The sequence below is a fragment of the Streptomyces sp. Ac-502 genome (genome assembly GCF_045222935.1).
Taxonomy (GTDB): domain Bacteria; phylum Actinomycetota; class Actinomycetes; order Streptomycetales; family Streptomycetaceae; genus Streptomyces; species Streptomyces monomycini.
Genome location: NZ_JBHFFO010000001.1, coordinates 5,068,929 through 5,090,228, shown reverse-complemented (window position 1 = coordinate 5,090,228; position 21,300 = coordinate 5,068,929). Strand labels below are relative to the sequence as shown.

Here is a 21,300-nt window from a genome sequence, read left to right as displayed (position 1 = left end):
CGCGCGGGGCTCGGGGGCACACGGTACGCGGCGGAGGGCGGCCGGAGGGCGATTCGTGACGTTACTCGCCGGACAAAGCGGACTATTCGTTGAAGCGGTCGGCCAGCTCCTGGGCCAGCGCCTGTGCCTTCTCCTGGAGGTCCCGGCTGTCGGGCAGCGTCGTCTTGTCGGCCGACCACTGGTCGTAGGCGAGGGTCACGATGACGTTCGAGGAGCGGAAGACGATCGTGACGTCACGGTGCACGCCGCTGTCCGCGGTGATCAGCTTGTCGTTGAGGAAGGCGGCGTCGGCGAGGCCGTCCAGGATGCGCGGGGCGATGTCGGAGCCGGGCGCGCCGCTCGGGTCGCCGCTCGGCGAGGCGGGCGGGGTGGTGGGGGGCGAGGCGGGGGGTGACGTGGGGGCGGGGGACGCCTTGCCGCCCGCGGCGGTCTTGCCGGCCTCCTGGGCGCCGCCGGGATCGCCGTCCTGGCCGCCGTCGGGCTTGCCGCTCTGGCCGCTCTGGTCGCCCTGCTGGTCCTTGCCGTCCTTGTCGGAGGGGGCGGTGGGCGTGGGCGTGGCGCTCTTCCCGCCGGCCGGCAGCTGGGCGGCCAGTTCCTTCTTCCCGTAGACCGTCTGCGCCTTGTCGTCGTCGCTGACCGCGGGGTCGTAGGAGACGACCCGCTCGAAGTCCAGGGTGAGGTGGCGGGTGCCGTCGGGCGCCTCGCGCTTCCAGCGGCAGCCGACCCTGCGGTCCGTGTCGTACGTGATGTCGGCGGTGCCCGCGTAGACCTTGTCGGCGTCCTGCGGGCTCTCCGTGCCGCCGGGCGGCAGCAGCCGGCGCAGGGTGCCCTTGGAGGGCAGGCCGCAGGGTTCGGGGAGCGTCTTGTACTTGCCGGGCTCGGCGGACGCCGACGTGGCGGCCGCGCCGCCGCCCTTGGTGTCGGCGGAACCGACGCCGGATCCGGAGCCGTCGGTGCAGGCGGTGAGCGTGGCGGCCAGCGCCGCCACGGTCGCCAGCGCGGTCCCCGGTACGAACGACCTTCGCTGCACCGTTCCCGGCTCCTTCCGTAGGAAATCTGGTTGCCGCGGCCATACGGCGGATGGACACAATGTCTACCGCACGTTCTGCCGCATACGCCGGTCCCCTGTCCTTGATCAGGCCGCTTGTCCGGCTTTTGCTATTTGTTGATTTTCGGGGGAATGAGGAAGTTATGTCGTACACCGAAGTGCCCGGAGCCAAGGTTCCGATCCGGATGTGGGCGGACCCGTCCACGGTCGAGGGCGTGGCCATGCAGCAGCTGCGCAACGTGGCCACCCTGCCATGGATCAAGGGCCTGGCCGTGATGCCGGACGTGCATTACGGCAAGGGGGCGACGGTCGGGTCGGTGATCGCCATGCACGGGGCGGTCTGCCCGGCGGCCGTCGGTGTCGACATCGGCTGCGGGATGAGCGCCGTGAAGACCTCGCTCACCGCCAACGATCTCCCCGGCGACCTCTCCCGCCTCCGCTCCAAGATCGAGGAGGCCATCCCGGTCGGGCGGGCCATGCATGACGAGCCGGTGGACCCGGGGCGGCTGCACGGCCTGGCGACCAGCGGCTGGGACGACTTCTGGCGCCGTTTCGGCGGGGTGGCGGAAGCGGTCCGGTTCCGTGAGGAGCGCGCCGTCAAGCAGATGGGGTCGCTCGGCGGCGGCAACCACTTCATCGAGTTCTGCCTGGACGAGACCGGCACGGTGTGGCTGATGCTGCACTCCGGCTCCCGCAACATCGGCAAGGAGCTGGCCGACTTCCACATCGGCCAGGCGCAGAAGCTGCCGCACAACCAGGGGCTGGTCGACCGCGACCTCGCCGTCTTCGTCGCGGACACCCCGCAGATGGCGGCGTACCGCAACGACCTCTTCTGGGCGCAGGAGTACGCCCGGCACAACCGGGCGATCATGATGGCGCTCTTCCAGGACGTCGTCCGCAAGGAGTTCAAGAAGGCCGAGCCGGTGTTCGAGCCGGTGATCTCCTGCCACCACAACTACGTGGCGGAGGAGCGGTACGACGGCCTGGACCTGCTCGTGACGCGCAAGGGCGCGATCCGCGCCGGGAGCGGTGACTACGGCATCATCCCCGGCTCGATGGGCACCGGCTCGTACATCGTCAAGGGCCTCGGCAACCCGGCGTCCTTCAACTCCGCCTCGCACGGCGCGGGCCGGAAGATGAGCCGCAACGCGGCAAAGAAGCGTTTCTCGACGCAGGACCTGGAGGAGCAGACGCGGGGCGTGGAGTGCCGCAAGGACGCCGGCGTCGTGGACGAGATCCCGGGCGCGTACAAGCCGATCGAGAAGGTCATCGACCAGCAGCGGGACCTGGTGGAGGTCGTGGCCAAGCTCAAGCAGGTGGTGTGTGTGAAGGGGTGAGGGCGCTTCCTCACCGGGCGAGGGCCCCGGGCCGGCATTTCCGCCGGTCCGGGGCCCTCGCTTTTCAGGCTGCCTGGATTCAGGCGTCCTGGCCGCTCACAGGGAGATCAGCGCCCGTACGGGCATCCTGGTGTCGGCCAGCGGCCGGACGGCCAGGCGTATCAGGGCCAGGGCGTTGTCGTCGCCCGCGGTGCGGTTGGTGCTCAGCTCACCGCAGGCCAGGCACTGGTGGACCAGCAGCCACTCCCCGTCCTGCCGGGCGGACAGGCACAGCGCCCGCATCCGGCCGCCGCAGTCCGCGTCCCGGTCGCCCGGGATCCTGCGGTCCACGTGGCGGCTGGCCAGGCAGTGCGGGCAGTGGTTGCGGTGGGTGGTGCCCGGTGCGGCCAGCGGGACCTCCAGGCGGCATCCGACACAGCGGAAGGTGTCGCCGCCGGCGCCGCCCGGCCCGTGGAGGACGTCCTTGGGCCGTTGGGCGCGGCGCTGCTGCTTGGGTGTACGGCGTCGTGGCACGGTCGTCACTCCCCGCTCACAGGTCGCCGAACGCTTCGAGCGGGAACGGCGGCTGGGCCAGCGGCCGGACCGCGATCCGCATCAGGATCAGCTGGTTGTCGTCCGGGGAGACCGGGTTGGACGTCAGCTCGTCGCAGCGGGTGCACCGGTGGACGAGCATCCAGTCGTCGGTGCGCAGCACCGCGATGGCGATGGGAGACATCCGGCCCCGGCAGGTGGAAGGGCCGCCCTCGGCCGCGTCCCGTACGTGCTGGGAGTGCAGGCAACTGGGGCAGTGGTTGCGGCGGTCGCCGCCGGGGTCGAGGGTGGTGACGGTCAGCCCGCACCGGACGCAGGTGAAGGTGTCGGTGCGCGGCAGCGGGTTCGGACGGTTCGGGCTCTTGGGGCTGTTGGACAGCACTCGGGTACTCCTTGCCGGAAAAGCGTGAGAAGGGCAGCGGGAGCAGGCCGAGCGGCCTCGGTGGTACGGGCGTGGGCGCACCGCGCGAAGGCGGGTGCGGCCGGGCCGGCACGGCGGACGGCGGCCGTCGGACGGTGAAGGTCAGCGGCGGGGTTCGTCCGCGCGGTGGTGAGGCGCGCTCAGCGCCGGCCGGGGCATAGACACTGCTTTCCAGGGCGAGGCCCGAGAGAGGGGGCACGCGCGAGAACGTGCGCGTGCGACGACGCGCTGGTGCGTCGGCTCAGGAAACGGTACGGGCGGGGGCGGCCGCGGCGCCAACGGTTTTCCGGGTGCGGCGCCGGAGCCGGACCTCGGCGACGACGAGCGGGCAGGAGCGGGAACCAGGAGCCGGCGGCGGCGATGTCGTGGGCGGCGGCGAGCTGGTCACCGGCGTACGCGAAGGGGGCGTCCAGCTGGGCGGCGACGGCCTGCCGGAAGAGCGGCCGGCCCGCCGCGCCCTGGGCCCAGCCACCCGGTCGGGGGCGGGGCCAGGGCGCGGCGGGGGTGTCGCGGGGCCTTCGGGGCCGCGGCGGGGTCTCGGGAGGCGGGCCCCCGGGCCGCTGCGAGATCTCAGGAGGCGGGGCCCCGGAGACGCTGCGGGCCTCAGGAGGCGCGGTGCACCTTGGAGTTGGAGGCCTGGGCGCGGGGGCGTACGACGAGGAGGTCGACGTTGACGTGGGCCGGGCGGGTGACGGCCCAGCCGATGGTGTCGGCGACGTCGTCGGCGGTCAGGGGCTCGGCCACGCCCGCGTAGACCTTGGCGGCCTTGGCGGTGTCACCGCGGAAGCGGGTGGTGGCGAACTCGTCGGTCTTGACCATGCCGGGGGCGATCTCGATGACGCGGACGGGCTCGCCGCACAGCTCCAGCCGGAGGGTCTCGGCGATGACGTGCGCGCCGTGCTTGGCGGCGACGTAACCGCCGCCGCCCTCGTAGGTGCCGTGCCCGGCGGTCGAGGAGACGACCACGACGGTGCCGTCCCCGGAGGCGGTCAGGGCGGGCAGCAGGGCCTGGGTGACGTTGAGGACGCCGAGGACGTTGACCTCGTACATGGTGCGCCAGTCGGCCGGGTCGCCGGTGGCGACGGGGTCGGCGCCCAGGGCCCCGCCGGCGTTGTTGACCAGGACGTCCACCGAGGCGTGCTGCTCCCGCAGGCGGGCGGCGAAGGCGTCCACCGCGGTGCGGTCGGTGACGTCGAGCTGGTGGGCCTCGGCGTCGGGCAGTTCGGCGGCCAGCGCCTCGACGCGGTCCTTGCGGCGGGCGGCGAGGACGACGCGGTAGCCCTCGGCGGCCAGCCGGCGGGCGGTCGCGGCGCCGATGCCGCTGCTGGCTCCGGTGACGACGGCGGTACGGGTACGGGGACGGTCTGCGGGCGCGTCGGGTACGGCGGTCATGCGGCGGGCTCCTCGGGCGCTGCGGGCGTCGGTCGTGGTGCCTACGCAGGATATGCGCGGGTCAGCGGCCCCTGGGCGCGTACATGATCACGGCCATGCCGGCCAGGCAGATCAGGGCGCCGGCCACGTCCCAGCGGTCCGGGCGGTAGCCGTCGGCGACCATGCCCCAGGCCAGCGAGCCCGCGACGAAGACACCGCCGTACGCGGCGAGGATGCGGCCGAAGTCGGCGTCCGGCTGGAGGGTGGCGACGAAGCCGTACACGCCGAGGGCGAGGACGCCCGCGCCGATCCAGATCCAGCCGCGGTGTTCGCGCACGCCCTGCCAGACGAGCCAGGCGCCGCCGATTTCGAAGAGGGCGGCGAGGACGAAGAGGGCGACGGAGCGGGCGATGAGCATGGGGCCAGCGTAAGGAGACGGGGGAGCGGGGTGGGTGTGGCGGGTGGGGCGTTGCGGAGGTGTCCGGGCGGTCGGCGCGCGAGGCGATTGTCAGTGGTGTGTGAGAGCTTCGGGACATGCTCATCGAACGCGCGTACGTGGATCTCTCCGAGGAGGAGCGGGCGGAGACCGGGGACAGCTGGCCCTGGACGGTGCCGTGCGTGCGCCGGTTCGTCGCGGACGGGCTGAAGTTCAGCGCGCCGGTCACCTTCCTCGTGGGGGAGAACGGCTCCGGCAAGTCCACCCTGGCCGAGGCCCTGGCGGAGGGCTTCGGACTCGACTCGTACGGCGGCTCGGCCGGTTACAAGTACGCCAGTTCACGCGTGCCGTCCGTACTGGGCACGGCCATGCGCTTCGACGCGACGACGGCGGGCCGCCGGATGGTCCGCGGGCCGCGCACGCGCCGGCGCGGCTTCTTCCTGCGGGCCGAGACGGCGTGGGACGCGCTCGGCCGTGAGCGGCTGTCGGAGGCACCGGAGGAGATGAGTCACGGCGAAGGGTTCCTGATGGCGTTCCGGGAGAAGTTCCGGCAGCCGGGGCTGTATGTGCTGGACGAGCCGGAGGCCGCGCTGTCGTTCTCCTCCTGTTTGGAACTGCTGGGGGTGCTGCACGAGTTGCGCCGCGGTGGTGCCCAGGTCGTCTGCGCCACGCACTCCCCGCTGCTCACGGCCCTGCCCGGCGCGGAGATAGTCGAGGTCGGTGAGCACGGCATGCGGTCGGTGGAGTGGGACGAGCTGGCCCTCGTCGACCACTGGCGGCGCTATCTCACCGACCCGCGGGCGTATCTGCGGCACATCATCGACTGAGCCGGGAGCTATGTACGGGAGCGTGGTCCGCAAGGGAGGGCCGGAAGGGAGGGCCGGAAGGGAGGCCCGGGAGCGTTGTCCGGAAGCGGGGATTGACGGGCGAGGGGGCCGCGCCGGCGGTCGCCGCTGCGTGAACGGCGAACCACTGGCCAAAAACCGTACAGGGCGTCACATGCCCTGGCCGGGCCCCTTGTCAGGCGGCAGAGGCGTCCCTAGATTCCCCTACTACCGGGGGGTACGACGCTGATCGGCGGGCGGCGGACAGAGCGGGAAGACGCGGCTTGCCGTTGATCGGACGACAACGGGTGACCTCCCCGGGTTCCGGGCGGTGCATCCGGGTGCGCACCGGCGCGCCCGGCCCGCTCCGCTTCTTCGGGGACCGGCCTCACCTTCCAGCGCGCGCGACCGTACGGACTTCGGTGGCGGGCGGCGGGCACCGGGCAGCTGCGGGATCCGGTCCGGCCGCCAGGCCCGGCGAGCGTCCGTCCGCCCGGCCCGGGGACGGCCGGGCGTACCGGGCGGCGCGGGCCCGTCCCCCGTTCATGGCCGGGGGACGGGTCCGCGCGAGCCGCACCGGGTCCGCGCGAGCCGCACCGGGTCCGCGCGAGCCGCACCGGGTCCGCGCGAGCCGCACCGGGTCCGCGCGAGCCGCACCGGTTGCTGGCGGTGGCGTGCTGGTCAGGCCAGGGCCGTGGCGCGTACCGCGGCCCGGCCCGAGCCGGTCCAGCGGCCGAGCGCGCCGCGCAGGGCCTCGGCGCGTACGTCCGGGTCGGCGGAGTCGGTGGCCCAGGCGATGTAGCCGTCGGGGCGCACGAGCAGCGCGGTACGCCGGTCACCGGCCCAGGCGGCCCGTACGAGACGGGGGCCGGCGGCGGAACCGCCCTCCGCAGCGGTCCCGTCGTGCGGCTCGACGGTCCCGTCGAGAGGCGACCCGGCAACCGGCGACCCGGCGTCCGGCACCCCGGCGTCCGCCGGTGCCTCGGCCCTCGGCAGTCCCTCGGTCCCCGGCAGTTCCTCGTCCCGCGGCACGACGAGGACGAACCGGCCGCCGCGCAGGGCCTCGTAGAGCCGGGTGCCGCCCGCCAGCCGCAGGTCGGGGGCCCGCTTGCCGGTGAGCGGGTGGGCGCCGCGCTCGGCCCGGTAGGAGATGCCCACCCCGCTGATCTGCCCCAGTGCCCGGTCCGTCAGGGGCGGCGCCACGTTCAGCAGCCCGGCGAGCGACGCGCGCAGCGCCCGCGCCGGCGCGCTGCGCAGCTGGGCCGCCCGGATGAGCGTGCCGCTGCTGCGCAGCACCATCTTCCCCACCGGGTGGCGCTCCGCGTGGTAACTGTCCAGCAGGCTGTCGGGCGCGTCACCGCGCAGTACGGCGGCCAGCTTCCAGCCGAGGTTGGCGGCGTCCTGGAGCCCGGTGTTCATGCCCTGGCCGCCGGCCGGGGAGTGGACGTGCGCGGCGTCGCCCGCGAGGAAGGCGCGGCCGACGCGGTAACGGGGCACCTGGCGCTCGTCGCTGTGGAAGCGGGAGGTCCAGCGGACCTCGCCCATCCCGTAGTCGGTGCCGAGGGCGAGTCGCAGGTAGCCGCGGACCTCGTCGGGGCCGACGGGGGTGTCCTCGGGGATCTGGCGGCGGCGGTCCCAGCCGACGACGCGGTACCAGCCGTCGCCGAAGTTGGCGACGACCGCGATGGCGTCGCCGGTGGCGTTGCCGACCATCGGGAGGTCGGGCTGCTCGTCGAGCCGTACGTCGGCGAGGACGACGGAGCTGACCACGGACCGGCCGGGGAAGGGCAGGCCGAGTGCCTCCCGGACGGTGCTGCGCACGCCGTCCGTGCCGACCAGGTAGGACGCGCGGTAGACCGTGGTGGTCCCGTCCTCCTCCTGTACGCGGGCCTGCACGCCGTGGCCGTCCTGGTCCAGGCCGGTCACCCGGGCCCCGTACCGGAAGGTGACGCCGGCCTTCTGCGCGCGCCGCTCCAGCAGCCGCTCGACCTCGTACTGCGGGGTGATCAGCACGAACGGGAAGCGGGAGGGCAGCCGGGCCGGCTTCAGGACGACGCCGCCGAAGAGCCGCATGCTCCGCAGCGCGTGGCCGTGCGCCAGCAGTTCGTCGGCGAGGCCGCGCGCGTCGAGCTGTTCGAGGCTGCGGGCGTGCACGGCCATCGCCCGGGTCAGGTTGCTGAGGCCGGGGGCGCGGCGCTCCAGCAGGGTGACGCGCAGGCCGGCGACGGCGAGGTCCCCGGCGAGCAGCAGTCCGGTGGGGCCGGCGCCGACCACGAGGACGTCGGCGGTCCCGCCGGTGTGCGTGGTGTCCGTGAGGGGCGTGGGGTTCGGGTCGTCGGTGGTGCCGGGATCGCGGTGCATGGCCGCCTCCAATGCCAACGAGTGTTTGCCAACGATTGTTGGTCAACGCTTGTTGGCAACGATAGAGCCGGCATGCTGGCCGGTCAACAGTTGTTGGCCTACAGTCGTTGGCATGGCTGAGACCACCTCCTCCCCCTCGTACCGGACGCCGCACCGGACCGCCCCCGCCGCTCCGACGCCACCCGTGCCGCGATCCTCGAAGCCGCCCGGGAGCGCTTCGCCGCCGACGGCTACGAACGCGCCACCATCCGGGCCGTCGCCCGGGACGCGGGCATCGACCCGTCGATGGTCATGCGCTACTACGGCAACAAGGCGGGCCTGTTCGCGGCGGCCTCCGAGATCGACCTGAAGCTGCCCGACCTGACGTCCGTACCGCGCGAGGAGCTCGGCACCACCCTCGTGCGGCACTTCCTCGACCGCTGGGAGCGCGACGAGGCGCTGACCGCGATGGTGCGCGTCGCCGTCACCAACGAAGCGGGCGCCGATCGGCTGCGCGGCGTCTTCGTCGAACAGATCAGACCGTCGCTCGCGGCGGTGTGCGCGGTCCCGGAGGAGGACGCGTCCCGCGCGGCGCTGGTCGGCTCCCAGCTCGTGGGCATGGGCATGCTGCGGTACGTCCTGCTGCTGCCGCCCGCCGTCGACCTCGACCGCGAGGAGGTCGTCAGCTGGCTGGGGCCCACCATCCAGCACTACCTGACCGCCGAGCACCCGTAGAACCGGAGCGTGCCCTGGTGTAATTTCGGCCGGGCGCCTGCCCCGGTCCGTCCCGAACGCGCCCGACTTCGGTGATCCCCGGACGCCGCGGCACCGCCGTTCTACGGTGGTGCCCGTACCAGCCGTACGTGCCGCCGTACCCGCAGTGGACCGGGAAGGAGACGCATGGCCCGGCAGCCGTCCGTGTCACCGTCACCCCAGGAGATCGTCGAGCTCTACGGACTGGAGCCGCTGCCCAGAGAGGGCGGCCGCTACCGGCAGACCTGGGCGGGGCCCGAACGCCCCGACGGGCGGCCGGACGGCACCGCGATCGTCGTCCTGCTCACCGCGGAACCCGACGGCCACAGCGCGCTCCACCGCCTGCCCATCGACGAGGTCTGGCACTTCTACCTCGGTGACCCGCTCTCGATGCTCCTGCTGGACCCGTCCGGCGCCACCCGGACGATCACCCTCGGCCCGGACGTCCTGGGCGGCCAGCACGTCCAGTTCACGGTGCCGGCCGGCACCTGGATGGCCGCCGAGGTCGCCGACGGCGGCGCCTGGTCGCTGTTCGGCTGCACGATGGCGCCGGGCTTCACCTTCGACGCGTACGAGCACGGGGACGCCGCCGAACTGGCCGCGCGCTACCCCCAGGAGGCGGCGCGCATCACCGCGCTGTCCCGCCCGTGAACGCGCCCGCCGGCAGCCCGCAGCTGCCCTCCCTCGCAGGTCAGGTGGCCCTGGTGACGGGCGCGGGCGGCGGCCTCGGCACCGGCATCGCGCTGCGCCTCGCCGCGGCGGGCGCCGCGGTCGTCGCCCACTACCGTACGAACGCCACCGCCGCCGAGGCGCTCGTAGCGCGTATCGATGAGCAGGGCGGCAGCGCGCTTGCCGTACCGGCCGACCTGTCCGCCGAGGAGGAGTGCCACCGCCTGGTGCGTACGGCGGCGGAGTGGCGTGGCCGGCTCACCGCCCTGGTGAACAACGCGGGCGTGCAGCCCGTCCAGGACCTGGCCGCCATGTCCGTCGCCGACTGGCGCGCGGTCAACGACACCAACGTGCTGAGCGTCTTCGCCTGCACCCAGGCCGCCGCCGCGGTGATGCGGGACGGCGGAGGCGGCTCGATCACCCACATCGCCTCCATCGAGGCGCACCAGCCCACGGCGGCCCACGCCCACTACTGCGCGTCCAAGGCGGCCGTCGTGATGCACGCGCGCACGGCCGCGCTGGAGTACGGGCCCGACGGCATCCGCGTCAACAGCGTCTCGCCGGGCCTGATCGACCGCGAGGGCCTGGCGGAGGCCTGGCCGGACGGCGTGACCCGCTACCGGCAGGCGGTACCGGCCGGCCGGCTCGGCCGCCCCGAGGACGTCGGCGACGCGTGTGTCTTCCTCGCCTCGCCGATGGCCGCGTGGGTGACCGGGCACGACCTGGTGGTGGACGGCGGGGTGTCGGCCAGGCCCACCTGGTGACCGCTCACCCGGTGACCGCCCGTCCCGTACCGCGTGCCCGGCCCCGGCGGGTCACTTGCCCCTGGCCGTGCTGCCACGCTCCGCGCGGTACCGCTTGTCGTAGCGGTCCTGGCGGATGCGGCGCTCCCGGTAGGCGCGGTACTCCGCGTCGTAGCCCAGGTAGCCCTGCCGGTGGCGCACGGCGAGATAGAGCAGTACGGCGGAAGCCAGCCACCAGACCGGGTTCGCGAACCCGGCGGCGACCGTCAGAAGGAACGAGACGAGCAGAAGCGGGAACACTGCGCACCTCCCACAGTGTGCGGTGACGGGTGATGGGAAGCGCCCCGCCCTTCGGAACGCTTCCTAGGAGTTGTCTTCAAATGTCACGCCCACATCAGGAGTGATGCGAGGGTGACGGCTGCTTGGTAGGACTCGGCGGTCTTCTCGTAGCGGGTGGCGATGCCGCGCCACTGCTTCAATCGGTTGAAGCAGCGTTCGACCACGTTGCGCCGCTTGTAGAGCTGTTTGTCGAAGGCCGGTGGGCGCCCGCCGCGACTGCCGCGCCGGAGCCGGTTGCGGATCTGGTCGGACCGCTGCGGGATGGTGTGGCCGACACCGTGTCGTCTGAGCCAGGCCCGGATCTCTTTGGAGCTGTAGCCCTTGTCGCCGATGACGTGGCTGGGCCGGACACGGGGCCGTCCCGGGCCGGGGCGGGGCACCCGTATCGCGTCCATCACGGCGGTGAACTGGGTGCAGTCGTTGGTGTTCCCGCCGGTGACAGTGAAGGCGAGCGGGCGTCCCAGGGCATCGCAGGCCAGGTGGATCTTGCTGGTCAGGCCGCCTCGGGACCGGCCGAGTCCGGGGCTGCGGAGCCCCTTTTCGGGCCCCGGCGGCATGCTGGTGGGCACGGACCACGGTGGAGTCGACCGACACGAGCCAGTCGATGTCGCCAGCTGCGTCCGCCTGCGCCTGGGCGGCCTGGAGCATCCGCTCGAACGTGCCGTCCAGGGCCCACCGGCGAAACCGGGTGTGCAGCGTGTGCCAGGGGCCGTACGTTCGGGCACGTCCCGCCAGGCCGTGCCGGTGCGGAACTTCCACACAATCCCGTTGAGCACGGTGCGGTCGTCCAGCCGCTTCCTGCCCCGCAACGACTCGGGCAGCAGCGGCCGGACGAACTCCCACTCGGCATCTGACAGCTCATGTCGACGTATCACCCGATCATGATCCACCACACAAGATCTTTGAAGACATCGCCTAGGCCGCGGCCGGGGTGCCGGTCGCGGTGTCCAATCCGGCGAAGACCGGCAGCAGCCGGTTCAGCCCGCTGGCGTGCAACGCCGCGAGGACGACCGGGCTCGGCTGGACGAGTCGCAGGTCACCGCCCTGGGAACGGGCCCGCCTGGCCGCCGCGACGAGCGGACCGAGGGCGAGCGCGCAGCAGTCGGTGACCTCGGACAGGTCGACGATCAGGAGACTTCCGGGGGCGCGGGGCAGGCGCCGCAGGCGTTCGCGCAGGGTGGGCAGGGTCGCCAGGTCCACCCTGCCGCGCACGATGAGGACCGCGAAGTCGGTGTCCGTCACGGGGACCGACGGCGCCTCGTCCGTCGCGGGCCCCGGCGGAACGGCCGGCACGGAGGCCTGCGCCGGTGCGTGCCGGGGGTGATGGCGGGTCGGCATCCGCGTTCCCACCACGCCGACGCGCGGGAAGTCGAGGGAGGTTCCGGGGTCTGCCATCAGCACGCGCCTCCTCGGGGCGGACGGGCTTCCGCGCTGCCGGGGACTCGGGCTGCACCGTCCAGAGTAGTGCGGGGCGGGTGGCGCGAACAGCATGCGTGACCGACCGGTCGGATACGGGGGCGTGCTGACGGCGCGTCACCCGAACGGCGTGCGCCGCCCGGATCCGCCGTCCGTGCTCCGGTTGCGGAAGCCCTGGTTACCCGCGGCTGAGGTCCTGGCCACCCGCCCCGGGGTTCCGGTCACCCGCCTCCGAAGCCCCGGTCATTCTCCGCCGATACCGCGGTCACCCACTGCCGGGACAGCCGTCACCCGCCGCCGAAGCCCCTGCCGGGGCCCGGCAGCGGACCGGCTCCTGAGATCTCTTCGCAGGTCACGGCCACACCAGGCAGTACGCCTGATGCCCGGCGTCGTGCAGCCGGTGGGAGAAGTCCTGCCACTCGTGGAGCAGCTGGTAGACGGTGAAGGCGTCCCGGGGGCCGCCGCGGTCGGGGACCGTGGACCAGATGAAGGCCGCGGCGCCCACCGACTCCTCGCCGACGCCGCGCAGCGGGTCGACGACCGTCATGGGGAGCTTGACGACGGCGTAGTCGGGATGGAGGACGACCAGTTCGAGCGGGGGACCTTGTGCAGCGGTATGCCTTCTATGCCGGTGAGGACCATCGCGGCCATCGTCTCCGGCTTGATCTTCGTGAACATGCCGCCCATGCCGAGCTCGTCACCGCCGAGCTCTTCGGGCCGCATCGAGATCGGCACGCGCGCCGCCGTGGCTCCGTTCGGCGCGCCGAAGTATTTGTACGTCACCCCCATGCGGCCGCCTCTGTTTCCCCCGCCCTTGATCTCCTCGCGCCGGTGGCGGCCCCGCTGGTCGCGCTCAGGACCCCGGTCATCGGTGCCCTCGCCCAGTCCGCCACCGCGATGCATATCTCCACCCGACCACTCGCAGCCCCAGCCGCGCAACCCGATCATCGTCTCAGAGACCTCCCCCGTCACCGGCGCGCGAAACGCCCGGCCGCGCGCCCCCGTGCGCCTCTGAGACCATTGCTTGCGTGACTTACTCGTCCGTTGCCCCAGTTTTGCAGACCCGCGGGGTCTGACACCTGGTCGGTAGCGAGGGGATTTCCGCTCCGCGCTCCGCCCGGGTGCCGCCGCCGGCCGCCGCCCCTTCCTACATTTGCGCAGGTCAGGATCACAGTGCCTTTTCCCTATGAAGCCCCAGTTTCGCAGACGCTCTTCGACCGTGCGGCCGTTGTGACGCCGGGCGGGGTGAACTCTCCCGTGCGCGCGTTCGGCGCCGTGGGTGGTTCGCCCCGGTTCATGGTGTCCGGTACCGGTCCGTACCTCACCGACGCCGACGGACGCGAGTACGTCGACCTCGTGTGCTCGTGGGGCCCGATGATCCTCGGGCACTCCCACCCCGAGGTGATCGCCGCCGTCCAGGAGGCCGTCGCCCGCGGCACCTCCTTCGGCACGCCCGGTGAGGGCGAGGTGGAGCTGGCCGAGCGGATCGTGGACCGGATCGACCCGGTCGAGCAGGTCCGGCTGGTCTCCTCCGGGACCGAGGCGACGATGTCCGCCATCCGGCTGGCGCGCGGCTTCACCGGCCGTACCAAGGTCGTGAAGTTCGCCGGCTGCTACCACGGGCACGTGGACGCGCTGCTGGCCGCGGCCGGCTCCGGCGTCGCCACCTTCGGGCTGCCGGACACGCCCGGCGTCACGGGCGCCCAGGCCGGTGACACGATCGTGCTGCCGTACAACGACATCGAGGCCGTACGGGCCGCCTTCGCCGCGCACCCCGGCGAGATCGCCTGCGTGATCACCGAGGCGGCGGCCGGCAACATGGGCGTCGTCCCGCCGCTGCCCGGCTTCAACCAGGGCCTGAAGGACCTCTGCACGGAGAACGGCGCGCTCTACATCTCCGACGAGGTCATGACCGGCTTCCGGGTCAGCCGCACCGGCTGGTACGGCATCGACGGCGTCCGGCCCGACCTGATGACCTTCGGCAAGGTCATGGGCGGCGGCTTCCCGGCCGCGGCCTTCGGCGGGCGCGCCGACGTGATGGCGCACCTCGCCCCGGTCGGCCCGGTCTACCAGGCGGGCACCCTGTCCGGTAACCCGGTCGCCACCGCGGCGGGCATCGCCCAGCTCAAGCTGCTGGACGAGGCGGCGTACGAGAAGGTCGACGCGGTCTCGGAGCAGGTGCGCTCGCTGGTCGCCGACGCCCTCACGGAGGCGGGCGTCGCGCACCGCCTCCAGGTCGCGGGCAACATGTTCTCGTTCGCCTTCACCGACCAGGACGTCACCGACTACGCCTCGGCCAAGGCGCAGGAGGCGTTCCGCTTCACCGCCTTCTTCCACTCGATGCTGTCCCAGGGCGTGTACCTGCCGCCGTCCGCGTTCGAGTCCTGGTTCGTCTCGACCGCCCACGACGAGCGGGCGGTCGAGCGGATCGCCGCCGCCCTGCCGTCGGCCGCGCGGGCCGCCGCCGAAGCGGGCGCGTGAGCGCGGCGGACGGCGGAGCGGACCGGAAGATGGGTGACATGAGCAGCGAAGACATCACCGTCGTACATCTGATGCGGCACGGCGAGGTGCACAACCCGGAGGGCGTGCTGTACGGGCGGCGGCCCGGCTACCACCTCTCCGAGCTGGGCCGGACCATGGCCGACCGGGTGGCCGAGCATCTGGCGGGGCGGGACATCACGCATGTCGTGGCGTCCCCGCTGGAGCGCGCGCAGGAGACCGCGGCGCCGGTCGCCAAGGCGCACGGCCTGGACCTGGCCACCGACGAGCGGCTGATAGAGGCGGCCAACGTCTTCGAGGGCAAGACCTTCGGGGTCGGCGACGGAGCGCTGAAGAAGCCCGGCAACTGGAAGTACCTGACCAACCCGTTCCGCCCGTCGTGGGGCGAGCCGTACCTGGAGCAGGTCGTACGGATGATGGGGGCGCTCGGCGCGGCGCGTGACGCGGCCCGCGGGCACGAGGCGGTGGCGGTCAGCCACCAGCTGCCGATCTGGATCGTGCGCAGCTTCGCCGAGCGGCGGCGGCTGTGGCACGACCCGCGCAAGCGGCAGTGCACGCTCGCCTCGCTGACCTCCTTCACCTTCCGCGGCGACAAGATCATTTCGGTGGGTTACAGCGAGCCGGCGATCGATCTGGTGCCGGCGCACCTGCGGGCGGGTGCCAAGCCGCAGGCCGGGAAATCCAAGGCCTTCGGAGCGTAACCTCCGGCCGGTTTTTCGCATCGTGTGATGTGAGGGATGCGAGAGGCCGGTGTGACGTGAGGTCATCTACAAGCAAAATAATAAATTCGCGCCAATAGCCCGGAACCTCCGTGTTCGACAATGCCTCTTACTCGATGTCCGTTTATACGGATATTGAGTGTGACGAGTACGGATGGGGACGACGCTATGCGCGCGATCAGTCGGCGGAACGTGCTGGGCATGGGAGTGGGTGCGGCCGCGGCGCTCGGCGTCGCGGGCTGCTCCACCGGCTCCGGTTCCGGGTCCGCCTCCGGCGAGGACAAGAACGCCGTACAGGCCAAGGCCAAGCCGATCGGCGACGGCTCGACGGCCGACGCGGGCCCGCAGCCCCACCAGCCGGAGAAGCCCCGCCGGCTGGAGCCCGGCGAGACCCCGCCGCAATTCGTGATCTTCTCGTGGGACGGCGCGGGCGAGGTCGGCAACGGCCTCTTCCCGCGCTTCCGCAAGCTGGCCAAGGACCACAACGCGGGCATGACCTTCTTCCTCTCCGGGCTCTACTGCCTCCCGGAGTCGAAGAAGCACCTCTACCGCCCGCCGAACAACAAGGTCGGCGCCTCGGACATCGGCTATCTCTCCGACGAGCACATCAAGGCGACCCTGCGGAACGTGCGCGAGGCGTGGCTGGAGGGCCACGAGATCGGCACCCACTTCAACGGGCACTTCTGCGGTGAGGCCCGTACCTCGGTCAAGCACTGGACCCCCGCCCAGTGGCAGTCCGAGATCGACCAGGCCATGGACTTCGTCACCACATGGCGGACCAACACCGGTTTCACCGATCTTGAGCCACTGCCCTTCGACTACAAGAAGGAACTGATCGGCGGCCGTACGCCGTGTCTGCTCGGCCAGGACAACCTGCTGCCCACCGCCAAGAAGCTGGGCTGGCGCTACGACGCCAGCTCGCCGGGCGGCCTGCAGATGTGGCCCAAGAAGAAGATGGGCATCTGGGACTTCCCGCTCCAGCAGATACCTTTCCCCGGGCACCGGTTCGAGGTCCTCTCCATGGACTACAACATCCTCGCGAACCAGTCGAAGAACTCCACCAAGGGCCCGCCCGCCAACTACCCGGGCTGGCGCAAGGAAGCCACCGGCGCCTACATCAAGGGCTTCGAGCGCGCCTACGAGACCAACCGCGCCCCCTGTTCGTCGGCAACCACTTCGAGCAGTGGAACGGCGGGATCTACATGGACGCCGTCGAGGAAGCGCTGAAGCACATCGCCGACGAGAAGCGCAAGGACGTGCGCCTGGTCTCGTTCCGGCAGTTCACCGACTGGCTGGACGCGCAGGACCCGAAGGTCGTCACCAAGCTCCAGGGCCTGCCGGTCGGCCGGAAGCCCACGGGCGGCTGGAAGACGTTCCTCTCGGGCGCCTGAGGCGCGGGGGTACGGGCCGGGGCCGCGCGCCCGGGCCCGTACCCGCCCACGCGCCTTGTGGTCCGTACCCGCCCCGCGCCTCCTGGTCCGTACCTGCCGGCAGGTACGAGCGGCCGACACGGCTCGCGACGGCCCCGCAACCCGCCTGACGTGCCCCGACATGACCGGTACGGCCCCGGCGAGGGGGTGCGGAAGATCCGCCACGGCCCCATGCGAAACTTTTCACATGAGTGCCTGCCGCGTCCCCCGACGACTCGCCAGTCAGCGCCGCACCACGCTGTTCGCCGCGGGAGCCGCGCTCGCCGCGCTGACGCTGAGCGCCTGCGGCGAGGGCACCTCGGGCGGTTCCGAACAGACCCAGTTCGTCGAGGGCAAGGACGGCGTCGAGCGGGTCGCCAAGGCGGACCGTAAGCCCGTCCCCGACATCTCCGGCGAAACCACCCAGAGCGAGAAGCTGGACATCGCGGACTACAAGGGCAAGGTCGTCGTCCTCAACGTCTGGGGATCGTGGTGCGCCCCCTGCATCGCCGAGGCCCCCAACTTCGCCAAGGTCGCGAACGAGACCAAGGCCAAGGGCGTCCAGTTCGTCGGCATCAACACCCGCGACTCGCAGAAGTCCCAGGCGGTCAGCTTCGAAGAACAGCACAAGGTGCCGTACCCGAGCCTGTTCGACCCGACCGGCAAGCTGATGCTGCGCTTCCCCAAGGGCAGTCTCAACCCGCAGGCCATCCCCTCCACCATCGCCGTCGACCGGCAGGGGAAGATCGCCGCGCGGTCCATCGGCCCGCTCAGCGAGGACGAGCTGCGCACGATGCTGCAGCCCCTGATCGACGAGAAGTGATCACGTGATCACCCTCGCCGCCTCCGGCCCCGCCGACACCATCACCTCGGGCGCGCTGCTGCTCGCCGTGCCCGTCGCCCTCCTCGGCGGACTGGTCTCCTTCTTCTCGCCCTGCGTGCTGCCGCTCGTACCCGGCTACATGTCCTACGTCACCGGCGTGACCGGTACGGACCTCGCCGACGCCAAGCGCGGCCGGATGCTCGCCGGCGCCTCCTCTTCATCCTCGGCTTCACCGCCGTCTTCGTCTCCACCGGCGCGCTCTTCGGGTTCTTCGGCAGCGTGCTCCAGGAACACCAGGACGTGCTCAACAAGGTCCTCGGCGTCCTGCTGATCCTGCTCGGCCTGGCCTTCGCCGGCATCCTGAAGAACTTCGGCCAGCGCGAGCTGCGCTTCCACAAGAAGCCCGCCATGGGCCTGGCCGGCGCGCCGGTGCTCGGCGTGCTCTTCGGCGTCGGCTGGACGCCGTGCCTGGGCCCGACCCTCACCGCGGTCAGCTCGCTCGCCATCGACCAGGCCAGTGCCGGGCGCGGCGCCCTGCTGACCGTGGCCTACTGTCTGGGACTGGGCCTGCCCTTCATCGCCGTCGCACTGGCCTTCCGCAAGGTGCTCGGCGCCTTCGGCTGGGTCAAGCGCCACTACGTGTGGGTGATGCGGCTGGGCGGCGGCATGATGGTCGTGCTCGGCGTCCTGCTCCTCACCGGCGCGTGGGCCGACCTGATGTCCACCATGCGGAGCTGGTCCAGCAGCTTCACCCCAGGGATCTGATCGATGACCACCAAGACCGACGCCGCCCGCGACGCCGACGACGCCGATGTCGGCGCCGCGGGCTCGCAACTGTCCACCGCGCCCCAGGAGGAGGTCTCCTTCCCGTCCCTGGGGCCGATCGGCTGGGCCCGGTGGTTCTGGCGGCAGCTGACCTCCATGCGGGTCGCGCTGATCCTGCTGTTCCTGCTCTCCCTGGGGGCCATCCCCGGCTCGCTGGTACCGCAGACCAGCATCGACCCGACCAAGGTCGAGCAGTTCCGGGCCGACCACACCACGCTGGCGCCGGTCTACGACAAGCTGGGCCTGTTCCACGTCTACAGCTCGGTGTGGTTCTCCGCGATCTACCTGCTGCTGTTCATCTCGCTGATCGGCTGCATCGTGCCGCGTACGTGGCAGTTCGTCGGCCAGCTGCGCAGCCGCCCGCCGGGCGCCCCGCGCCGGCTGACCCGGCTGCCCGCGTACACCACGTGGCATACGGACCGGGCGCCCGAGGAGGTGCTCGGCGCCGCGCAGCGGATGCTGAAGAAGCGCCGCTTCCGCGCCCACACGGTCGGTGACGCGGTCGCCGCCGAGAAGGGTTACCTGCGCGAGGCCGGCAACCTCGTCTTCCACATCTCGCTGATCGTGATCCTGGTGGCGGTCGCCGTCGGCAGCCTGTGGAAGTCCGAGGGCGGCAAGCTCGTCGTCGAGGGCGACGGCTTCGCGAACAGCCTCACCCAGTACGACAACTTCAAGTCGGGCGCCTTCTACGACACCGACGACCTCGAACCGTTCGGCTTCTCCCTCAAGAGCTTCGACGCGTCCTACGAGCGCACCGGGCCCCAGAAGGGCACACCGCGCGAGTTCCGCGCCAACATCTCGTACTTCCGGGGCGCGGACGGCCAGGAGCACCAGGGCAAGATCGAGGTCAACCACCCGCTGGAGATCGCCGACTCCAAGATCTTCCTGCTCTCGCACGGTTACGCGCCGGTCGTCGAGGTCACCGACGGCCGCGGCAAGAAGGTCTACAGCGGCGCGGTGCCGTTCCTGCCGCAGGACATGCAGAACTACACCTCCACCGGTGTGGTCAAGGTGCCCAACGCGCTGACCCCGGACGGCAAGCGCAACCAGCTCGGCTTCTCGGGCTTCTTCGTGCCGACGTACGGCGGCAAGGGCTCGGGCTCGATGTTCTCCACGTTCCCCGCGCTGGACAACCCGCGGCTGACGCTGACCGCGTACCACGGCGACCTCGGCGTGGACTCCGGACTGCCGCAGAGCGTGTACCAGCTGGAGAAGAAGAACCTCAAGCAGTACAAGCAGGACGGCCGCGCCGTCGCCCAGATGATGCAGCCCGGCGAGACGATGAAGCTGCCCGGCGGCGACGGCAGCATCACGTTCGTCGGCGTCAAGCAGTGGGCCACCTTCCAGGTCTCCCACCAGCCCGGCAACGGCCTCGCGCTGATCGGCGCGGTCGCCGTGCTGCTCGGCCTGGCCGGCTCGCTGTTCATCCAGCGCCGCCGGGTGTGGGTACGGGCCGTCCGGGGCGCCGACGGGGTCACCGTCGTCGAACTGGCGGGCCTGGGCCGCAGCGAGTCCGCCCGCCTGCCGGAGGAACTGGCGGACCTGGCGGAAGCCCTGGGCCCGGACGCGCCGCAGGCCGCCGAGCCCGCTCCCACCCCCACCCCCACCGAGCCCGAGAACGCGGCGAAGCCCTCAGACTCCGCCGATCCTGCTGATCCCTCCGAAGGAGCGCGCGCGTGAACCTCGCTGCCGCAGCCACCAACGAGAACCTGGCCAGTATCAGCAACGTGCTGATCTACTCGGCCATGGCCGTCTACACCCTCGCCTTCCTCGCGCACCTCGCCGAGTGGGCCTTCGGCAGCCGCAGCAAGGTCGGCCGCACGGCCGCGGCCCTGACCGCCACCGTGCCCGCCCCCGCCAAGGCGTCGGCCCGCACGGCGGAGCAGGGCGGCGGCACCGCCGTACTGGAGCGCCCCAAGGTCGTCACCCGCGCGGCCAACGGCGCCCGGGACGTCCCGGACGGCCCGGGCGCCGCGGGCGGCACCGAGAAGGGCGACCTGTACGGCCGGATCGCCATCTCGCTGACCACCCTCGCCTTCCTGATCCACCTCGGCGGCGTCCTCACCCGCGGCCTGTCCGTGCAGCGTGCCCCCTGGGGCAACATGTACGAGTTCTCCACGACCTTCGGCATGGTCGCGGTGGCCGCGTACCTCGTCCTCCTCGCCCTGAAGAAGAACGTCCGCTGGATCGGCCTGCTGCTGACCGCCACCGTCCTGCTGGACCTGGGCGTGGCCGTCACCTGGCTCTACACCGACAGCTCCCAGCTGGTCCCGGCCCTGCACTCGTACTGGCTGTGGATCCACGTCAGCTGCGCGATCATCTCCGGCGCCTTCCTCTACCTCGGCGCCGTCTCCACGCTGCTCTACCTCTTCCGCGACCGCTACGAGAGCAAGCTGGCCGACCCGTCCGGCAAGCAGCCCGGCGCCTTCGCCACCTCCGTGATGGAGCGCCTCCCCGCGGCCGCCAGCCTGGACAAGTTCTCCTACCGCGTGAACGCCTCGATCTTCCCCCTGTGGACCTTCACGATCATCGCGGGCGCGGTCTGGGCCGGCGAGGCCTGGGGCCGCTACTGGGGCTGGGACTCCAAGGAGATCTGGTCCTTCGTCACCTGGGTCGCCTACGCCGCCTACCTCCACGCCCGCGCCACCGCCGGCTGGAAGGGCCGCAAGGCCGCCTACCTGGGCCTGTTCGCCTTCGTGACGTACATCTTCAACTACTACGTGGTGAACTACTTCTTCTCGGGGCTGCACTCCTACTCGGGGGTCTGACCCGGAGGGCTACGCGGCCGCCGGTCCGG

At 71.9% G+C, this 21,300-nt stretch carries 19 protein-coding genes and 3 pseudogenes; 12 read left to right on the top strand and 10 right to left on the bottom strand.

Going from position 1 to position 21,300, the window contains the following annotated elements; translation table 11 throughout:
- Positions 1-82 precede the first annotated feature (82 nt).
- Positions 83-1,030: a hypothetical protein gene (locus tag ACEXOX_RS22960; protein ID WP_406522909.1), complete on the bottom strand. Its 948-nt coding sequence runs from the start codon at positions 1,028-1,030 to the stop codon at positions 83-85.
- A 161-nt stretch (positions 1,031-1,191) separates the two neighbouring features.
- On the opposite strand from ACEXOX_RS22960, the gene ACEXOX_RS22955 reads away from it, so the two are divergent.
- The gene (locus tag ACEXOX_RS22955) at positions 1,192-2,385 is read left to right on the top strand and encodes an RtcB family protein (protein ID WP_406522907.1); all 1,194 of its coding nucleotides are present in this window, start codon (positions 1,192-1,194) and stop codon (positions 2,383-2,385) included.
- Between the two features lie 96 nt (positions 2,386-2,481).
- Here ACEXOX_RS22955 and ACEXOX_RS22950 read toward each other — a convergent pair whose 3' ends face one another.
- The 4 genes from ACEXOX_RS22950 to ACEXOX_RS22935 all read right to left on the bottom strand — a co-directional run bounded on the left by ACEXOX_RS22950 (position 2,482) and on the right by ACEXOX_RS22935 (position 5,126).
- On the bottom strand, positions 2,482-2,898 hold the full coding sequence (locus ACEXOX_RS22950; protein ID WP_406522905.1) for an RNHCP domain-containing protein: 417 nt from the start codon (positions 2,896-2,898) through the stop codon (positions 2,482-2,484).
- Between the two features lie 16 nt (positions 2,899-2,914).
- Complete coding sequence (locus tag ACEXOX_RS22945) at positions 2,915-3,295, bottom strand: RNHCP domain-containing protein (protein ID WP_406526438.1); 381 nt, start codon at positions 3,293-3,295, stop codon at positions 2,915-2,917.
- A 645-nt stretch (positions 3,296-3,940) separates the two neighbouring features.
- Positions 3,941-4,729 carry an SDR family NAD(P)-dependent oxidoreductase gene (locus ACEXOX_RS22940; RefSeq protein ID WP_406522903.1) on the bottom strand — a complete coding sequence of 263 codons (789 nt, stop codon included), beginning with the start codon at positions 4,727-4,729 and terminating at the stop codon, positions 3,941-3,943.
- Between the two features lie 61 nt (positions 4,730-4,790).
- Positions 4,791-5,126, bottom strand: coding sequence for a YnfA family protein (locus ACEXOX_RS22935; protein ID WP_030024760.1), 336 nt, complete (start codon positions 5,124-5,126; stop codon positions 4,791-4,793).
- A 116-nt stretch (positions 5,127-5,242) separates the two neighbouring features.
- On the opposite strand from ACEXOX_RS22935, the gene ACEXOX_RS22930 reads away from it, so the two are divergent.
- On the top strand, positions 5,243-5,971 hold the full coding sequence (locus ACEXOX_RS22930) for an AAA family ATPase (RefSeq protein ID WP_406522901.1): 729 nt from the start codon (positions 5,243-5,245) through the stop codon (positions 5,969-5,971).
- Between the two features lie 678 nt (positions 5,972-6,649).
- Here ACEXOX_RS22930 and ACEXOX_RS22925 read toward each other — a convergent pair.
- Positions 6,650-8,329 (bottom strand): FAD-dependent monooxygenase, encoded by a 1,680-nt coding sequence (locus ACEXOX_RS22925; protein ID WP_406522899.1) that lies wholly within the window; start codon positions 8,327-8,329, stop codon positions 6,650-6,652.
- 192 nt (positions 8,330-8,521) lie between these two features.
- Between ACEXOX_RS22925 and ACEXOX_RS22920 the strand changes: the two genes are divergently transcribed.
- The 3 genes from ACEXOX_RS22920 (at position 8,522) to ACEXOX_RS22910 (ending at position 10,494) form a co-directional block, all read left to right on the top strand.
- Positions 8,522-9,043, top strand: a complete 522-nt coding sequence (locus ACEXOX_RS22920; protein ID WP_406526437.1) for a TetR family transcriptional regulator — start codon at positions 8,522-8,524, stop codon at positions 9,041-9,043.
- A 165-nt stretch (positions 9,044-9,208) separates the two neighbouring features.
- The gene (locus tag ACEXOX_RS22915) at positions 9,209-9,712 is read left to right on the top strand and encodes a cupin domain-containing protein (protein ID WP_406522897.1); all 504 of its coding nucleotides are present in this window, start codon (positions 9,209-9,211) and stop codon (positions 9,710-9,712) included.
- A complete protein-coding gene (locus tag ACEXOX_RS22910; RefSeq protein ID WP_406522895.1) occupies positions 9,709-10,494 on the top strand; it encodes an SDR family NAD(P)-dependent oxidoreductase in 786 nt (261 codons plus the stop codon). The genes ACEXOX_RS22915 and ACEXOX_RS22910 overlap by 4 nt, the downstream gene beginning before the upstream one ends.
- A 51-nt stretch (positions 10,495-10,545) precedes the next feature.
- Here ACEXOX_RS22910 and ACEXOX_RS22905 read toward each other — a convergent pair whose 3' ends face one another.
- The 4 genes and pseudogenes from ACEXOX_RS22905 to ACEXOX_RS22890 all read right to left on the bottom strand — a co-directional run bounded on the left by ACEXOX_RS22905 (position 10,546) and on the right by ACEXOX_RS22890 (position 13,017).
- Entirely contained in the window at positions 10,546-10,773 is a 228-nt protein-coding gene (locus tag ACEXOX_RS22905; protein ID WP_406522893.1) for a hypothetical protein, read from the bottom strand.
- An 83-nt stretch (positions 10,774-10,856) separates the two neighbouring features.
- Positions 10,857-11,687 (bottom strand): IS5 family transposase, encoded by an 831-nt coding sequence (locus tag ACEXOX_RS22900; protein ID WP_406522891.1) that lies wholly within the window; start codon positions 11,685-11,687, stop codon positions 10,857-10,859.
- Positions 11,688-11,727: 40 nt separating this feature from the next.
- Positions 11,728-12,207: an STAS domain-containing protein gene (locus ACEXOX_RS22895; protein ID WP_406522890.1), complete on the bottom strand. Its 480-nt coding sequence runs from the start codon at positions 12,205-12,207 to the stop codon at positions 11,728-11,730.
- Positions 12,208-12,580: 373 nt separating this feature from the next.
- Positions 12,581-13,017 (bottom strand): annotated as a pseudogene (locus ACEXOX_RS22890) (hypothetical protein).
- A 384-nt stretch (positions 13,018-13,401) separates the two neighbouring features.
- Between ACEXOX_RS22890 and hemL the strand changes: the two are divergent.
- The 7 genes and pseudogenes from hemL (at position 13,402) to ccsB (ending at position 21,271) form a co-directional block, all read left to right on the top strand.
- Positions 13,402-14,709 carry a glutamate-1-semialdehyde 2,1-aminomutase gene (gene hemL / locus ACEXOX_RS22885; RefSeq protein ID WP_406522888.1) on the top strand — a complete coding sequence of 436 codons (1,308 nt, stop codon included), beginning with the start codon at positions 13,402-13,404 and terminating at the stop codon, positions 14,707-14,709.
- Positions 14,710-14,747: 38 nt separating this feature from the next.
- Positions 14,748-15,428 (top strand): histidine phosphatase family protein, encoded by a 681-nt coding sequence (locus ACEXOX_RS22880; RefSeq protein ID WP_033040187.1) that lies wholly within the window; start codon positions 14,748-14,750, stop codon positions 15,426-15,428.
- A 186-nt stretch (positions 15,429-15,614) separates the two neighbouring features.
- A pseudogene (locus tag ACEXOX_RS22875) lies at positions 15,615-16,837 on the top strand (hypothetical protein).
- Positions 16,838-17,063: 226 nt separating this feature from the next.
- On the top strand, positions 17,064-17,678 hold the full coding sequence (locus ACEXOX_RS22870; RefSeq protein WP_406522886.1) for a TlpA family protein disulfide reductase: 615 nt from the start codon (positions 17,064-17,066) through the stop codon (positions 17,676-17,678).
- A 4-nt stretch (positions 17,679-17,682) separates the two neighbouring features.
- Positions 17,683-18,443, top strand: a pseudogene (locus tag ACEXOX_RS22865) (cytochrome c biogenesis CcdA family protein).
- Between the two features lie 3 nt (positions 18,444-18,446).
- Positions 18,447-20,183, top strand: coding sequence for a cytochrome c biogenesis protein ResB (locus tag ACEXOX_RS22860; protein WP_406522885.1), 1,737 nt, complete (start codon positions 18,447-18,449; stop codon positions 20,181-20,183).
- Positions 20,180-21,271, top strand: coding sequence for a c-type cytochrome biogenesis protein CcsB (gene ccsB / locus ACEXOX_RS22855; protein WP_406522883.1), 1,092 nt, complete (start codon positions 20,180-20,182; stop codon positions 21,269-21,271). Before ACEXOX_RS22860 ends, ccsB begins: the two co-directional genes overlap by 4 nt.
- Positions 21,272-21,300 lie beyond the last annotated feature (29 nt).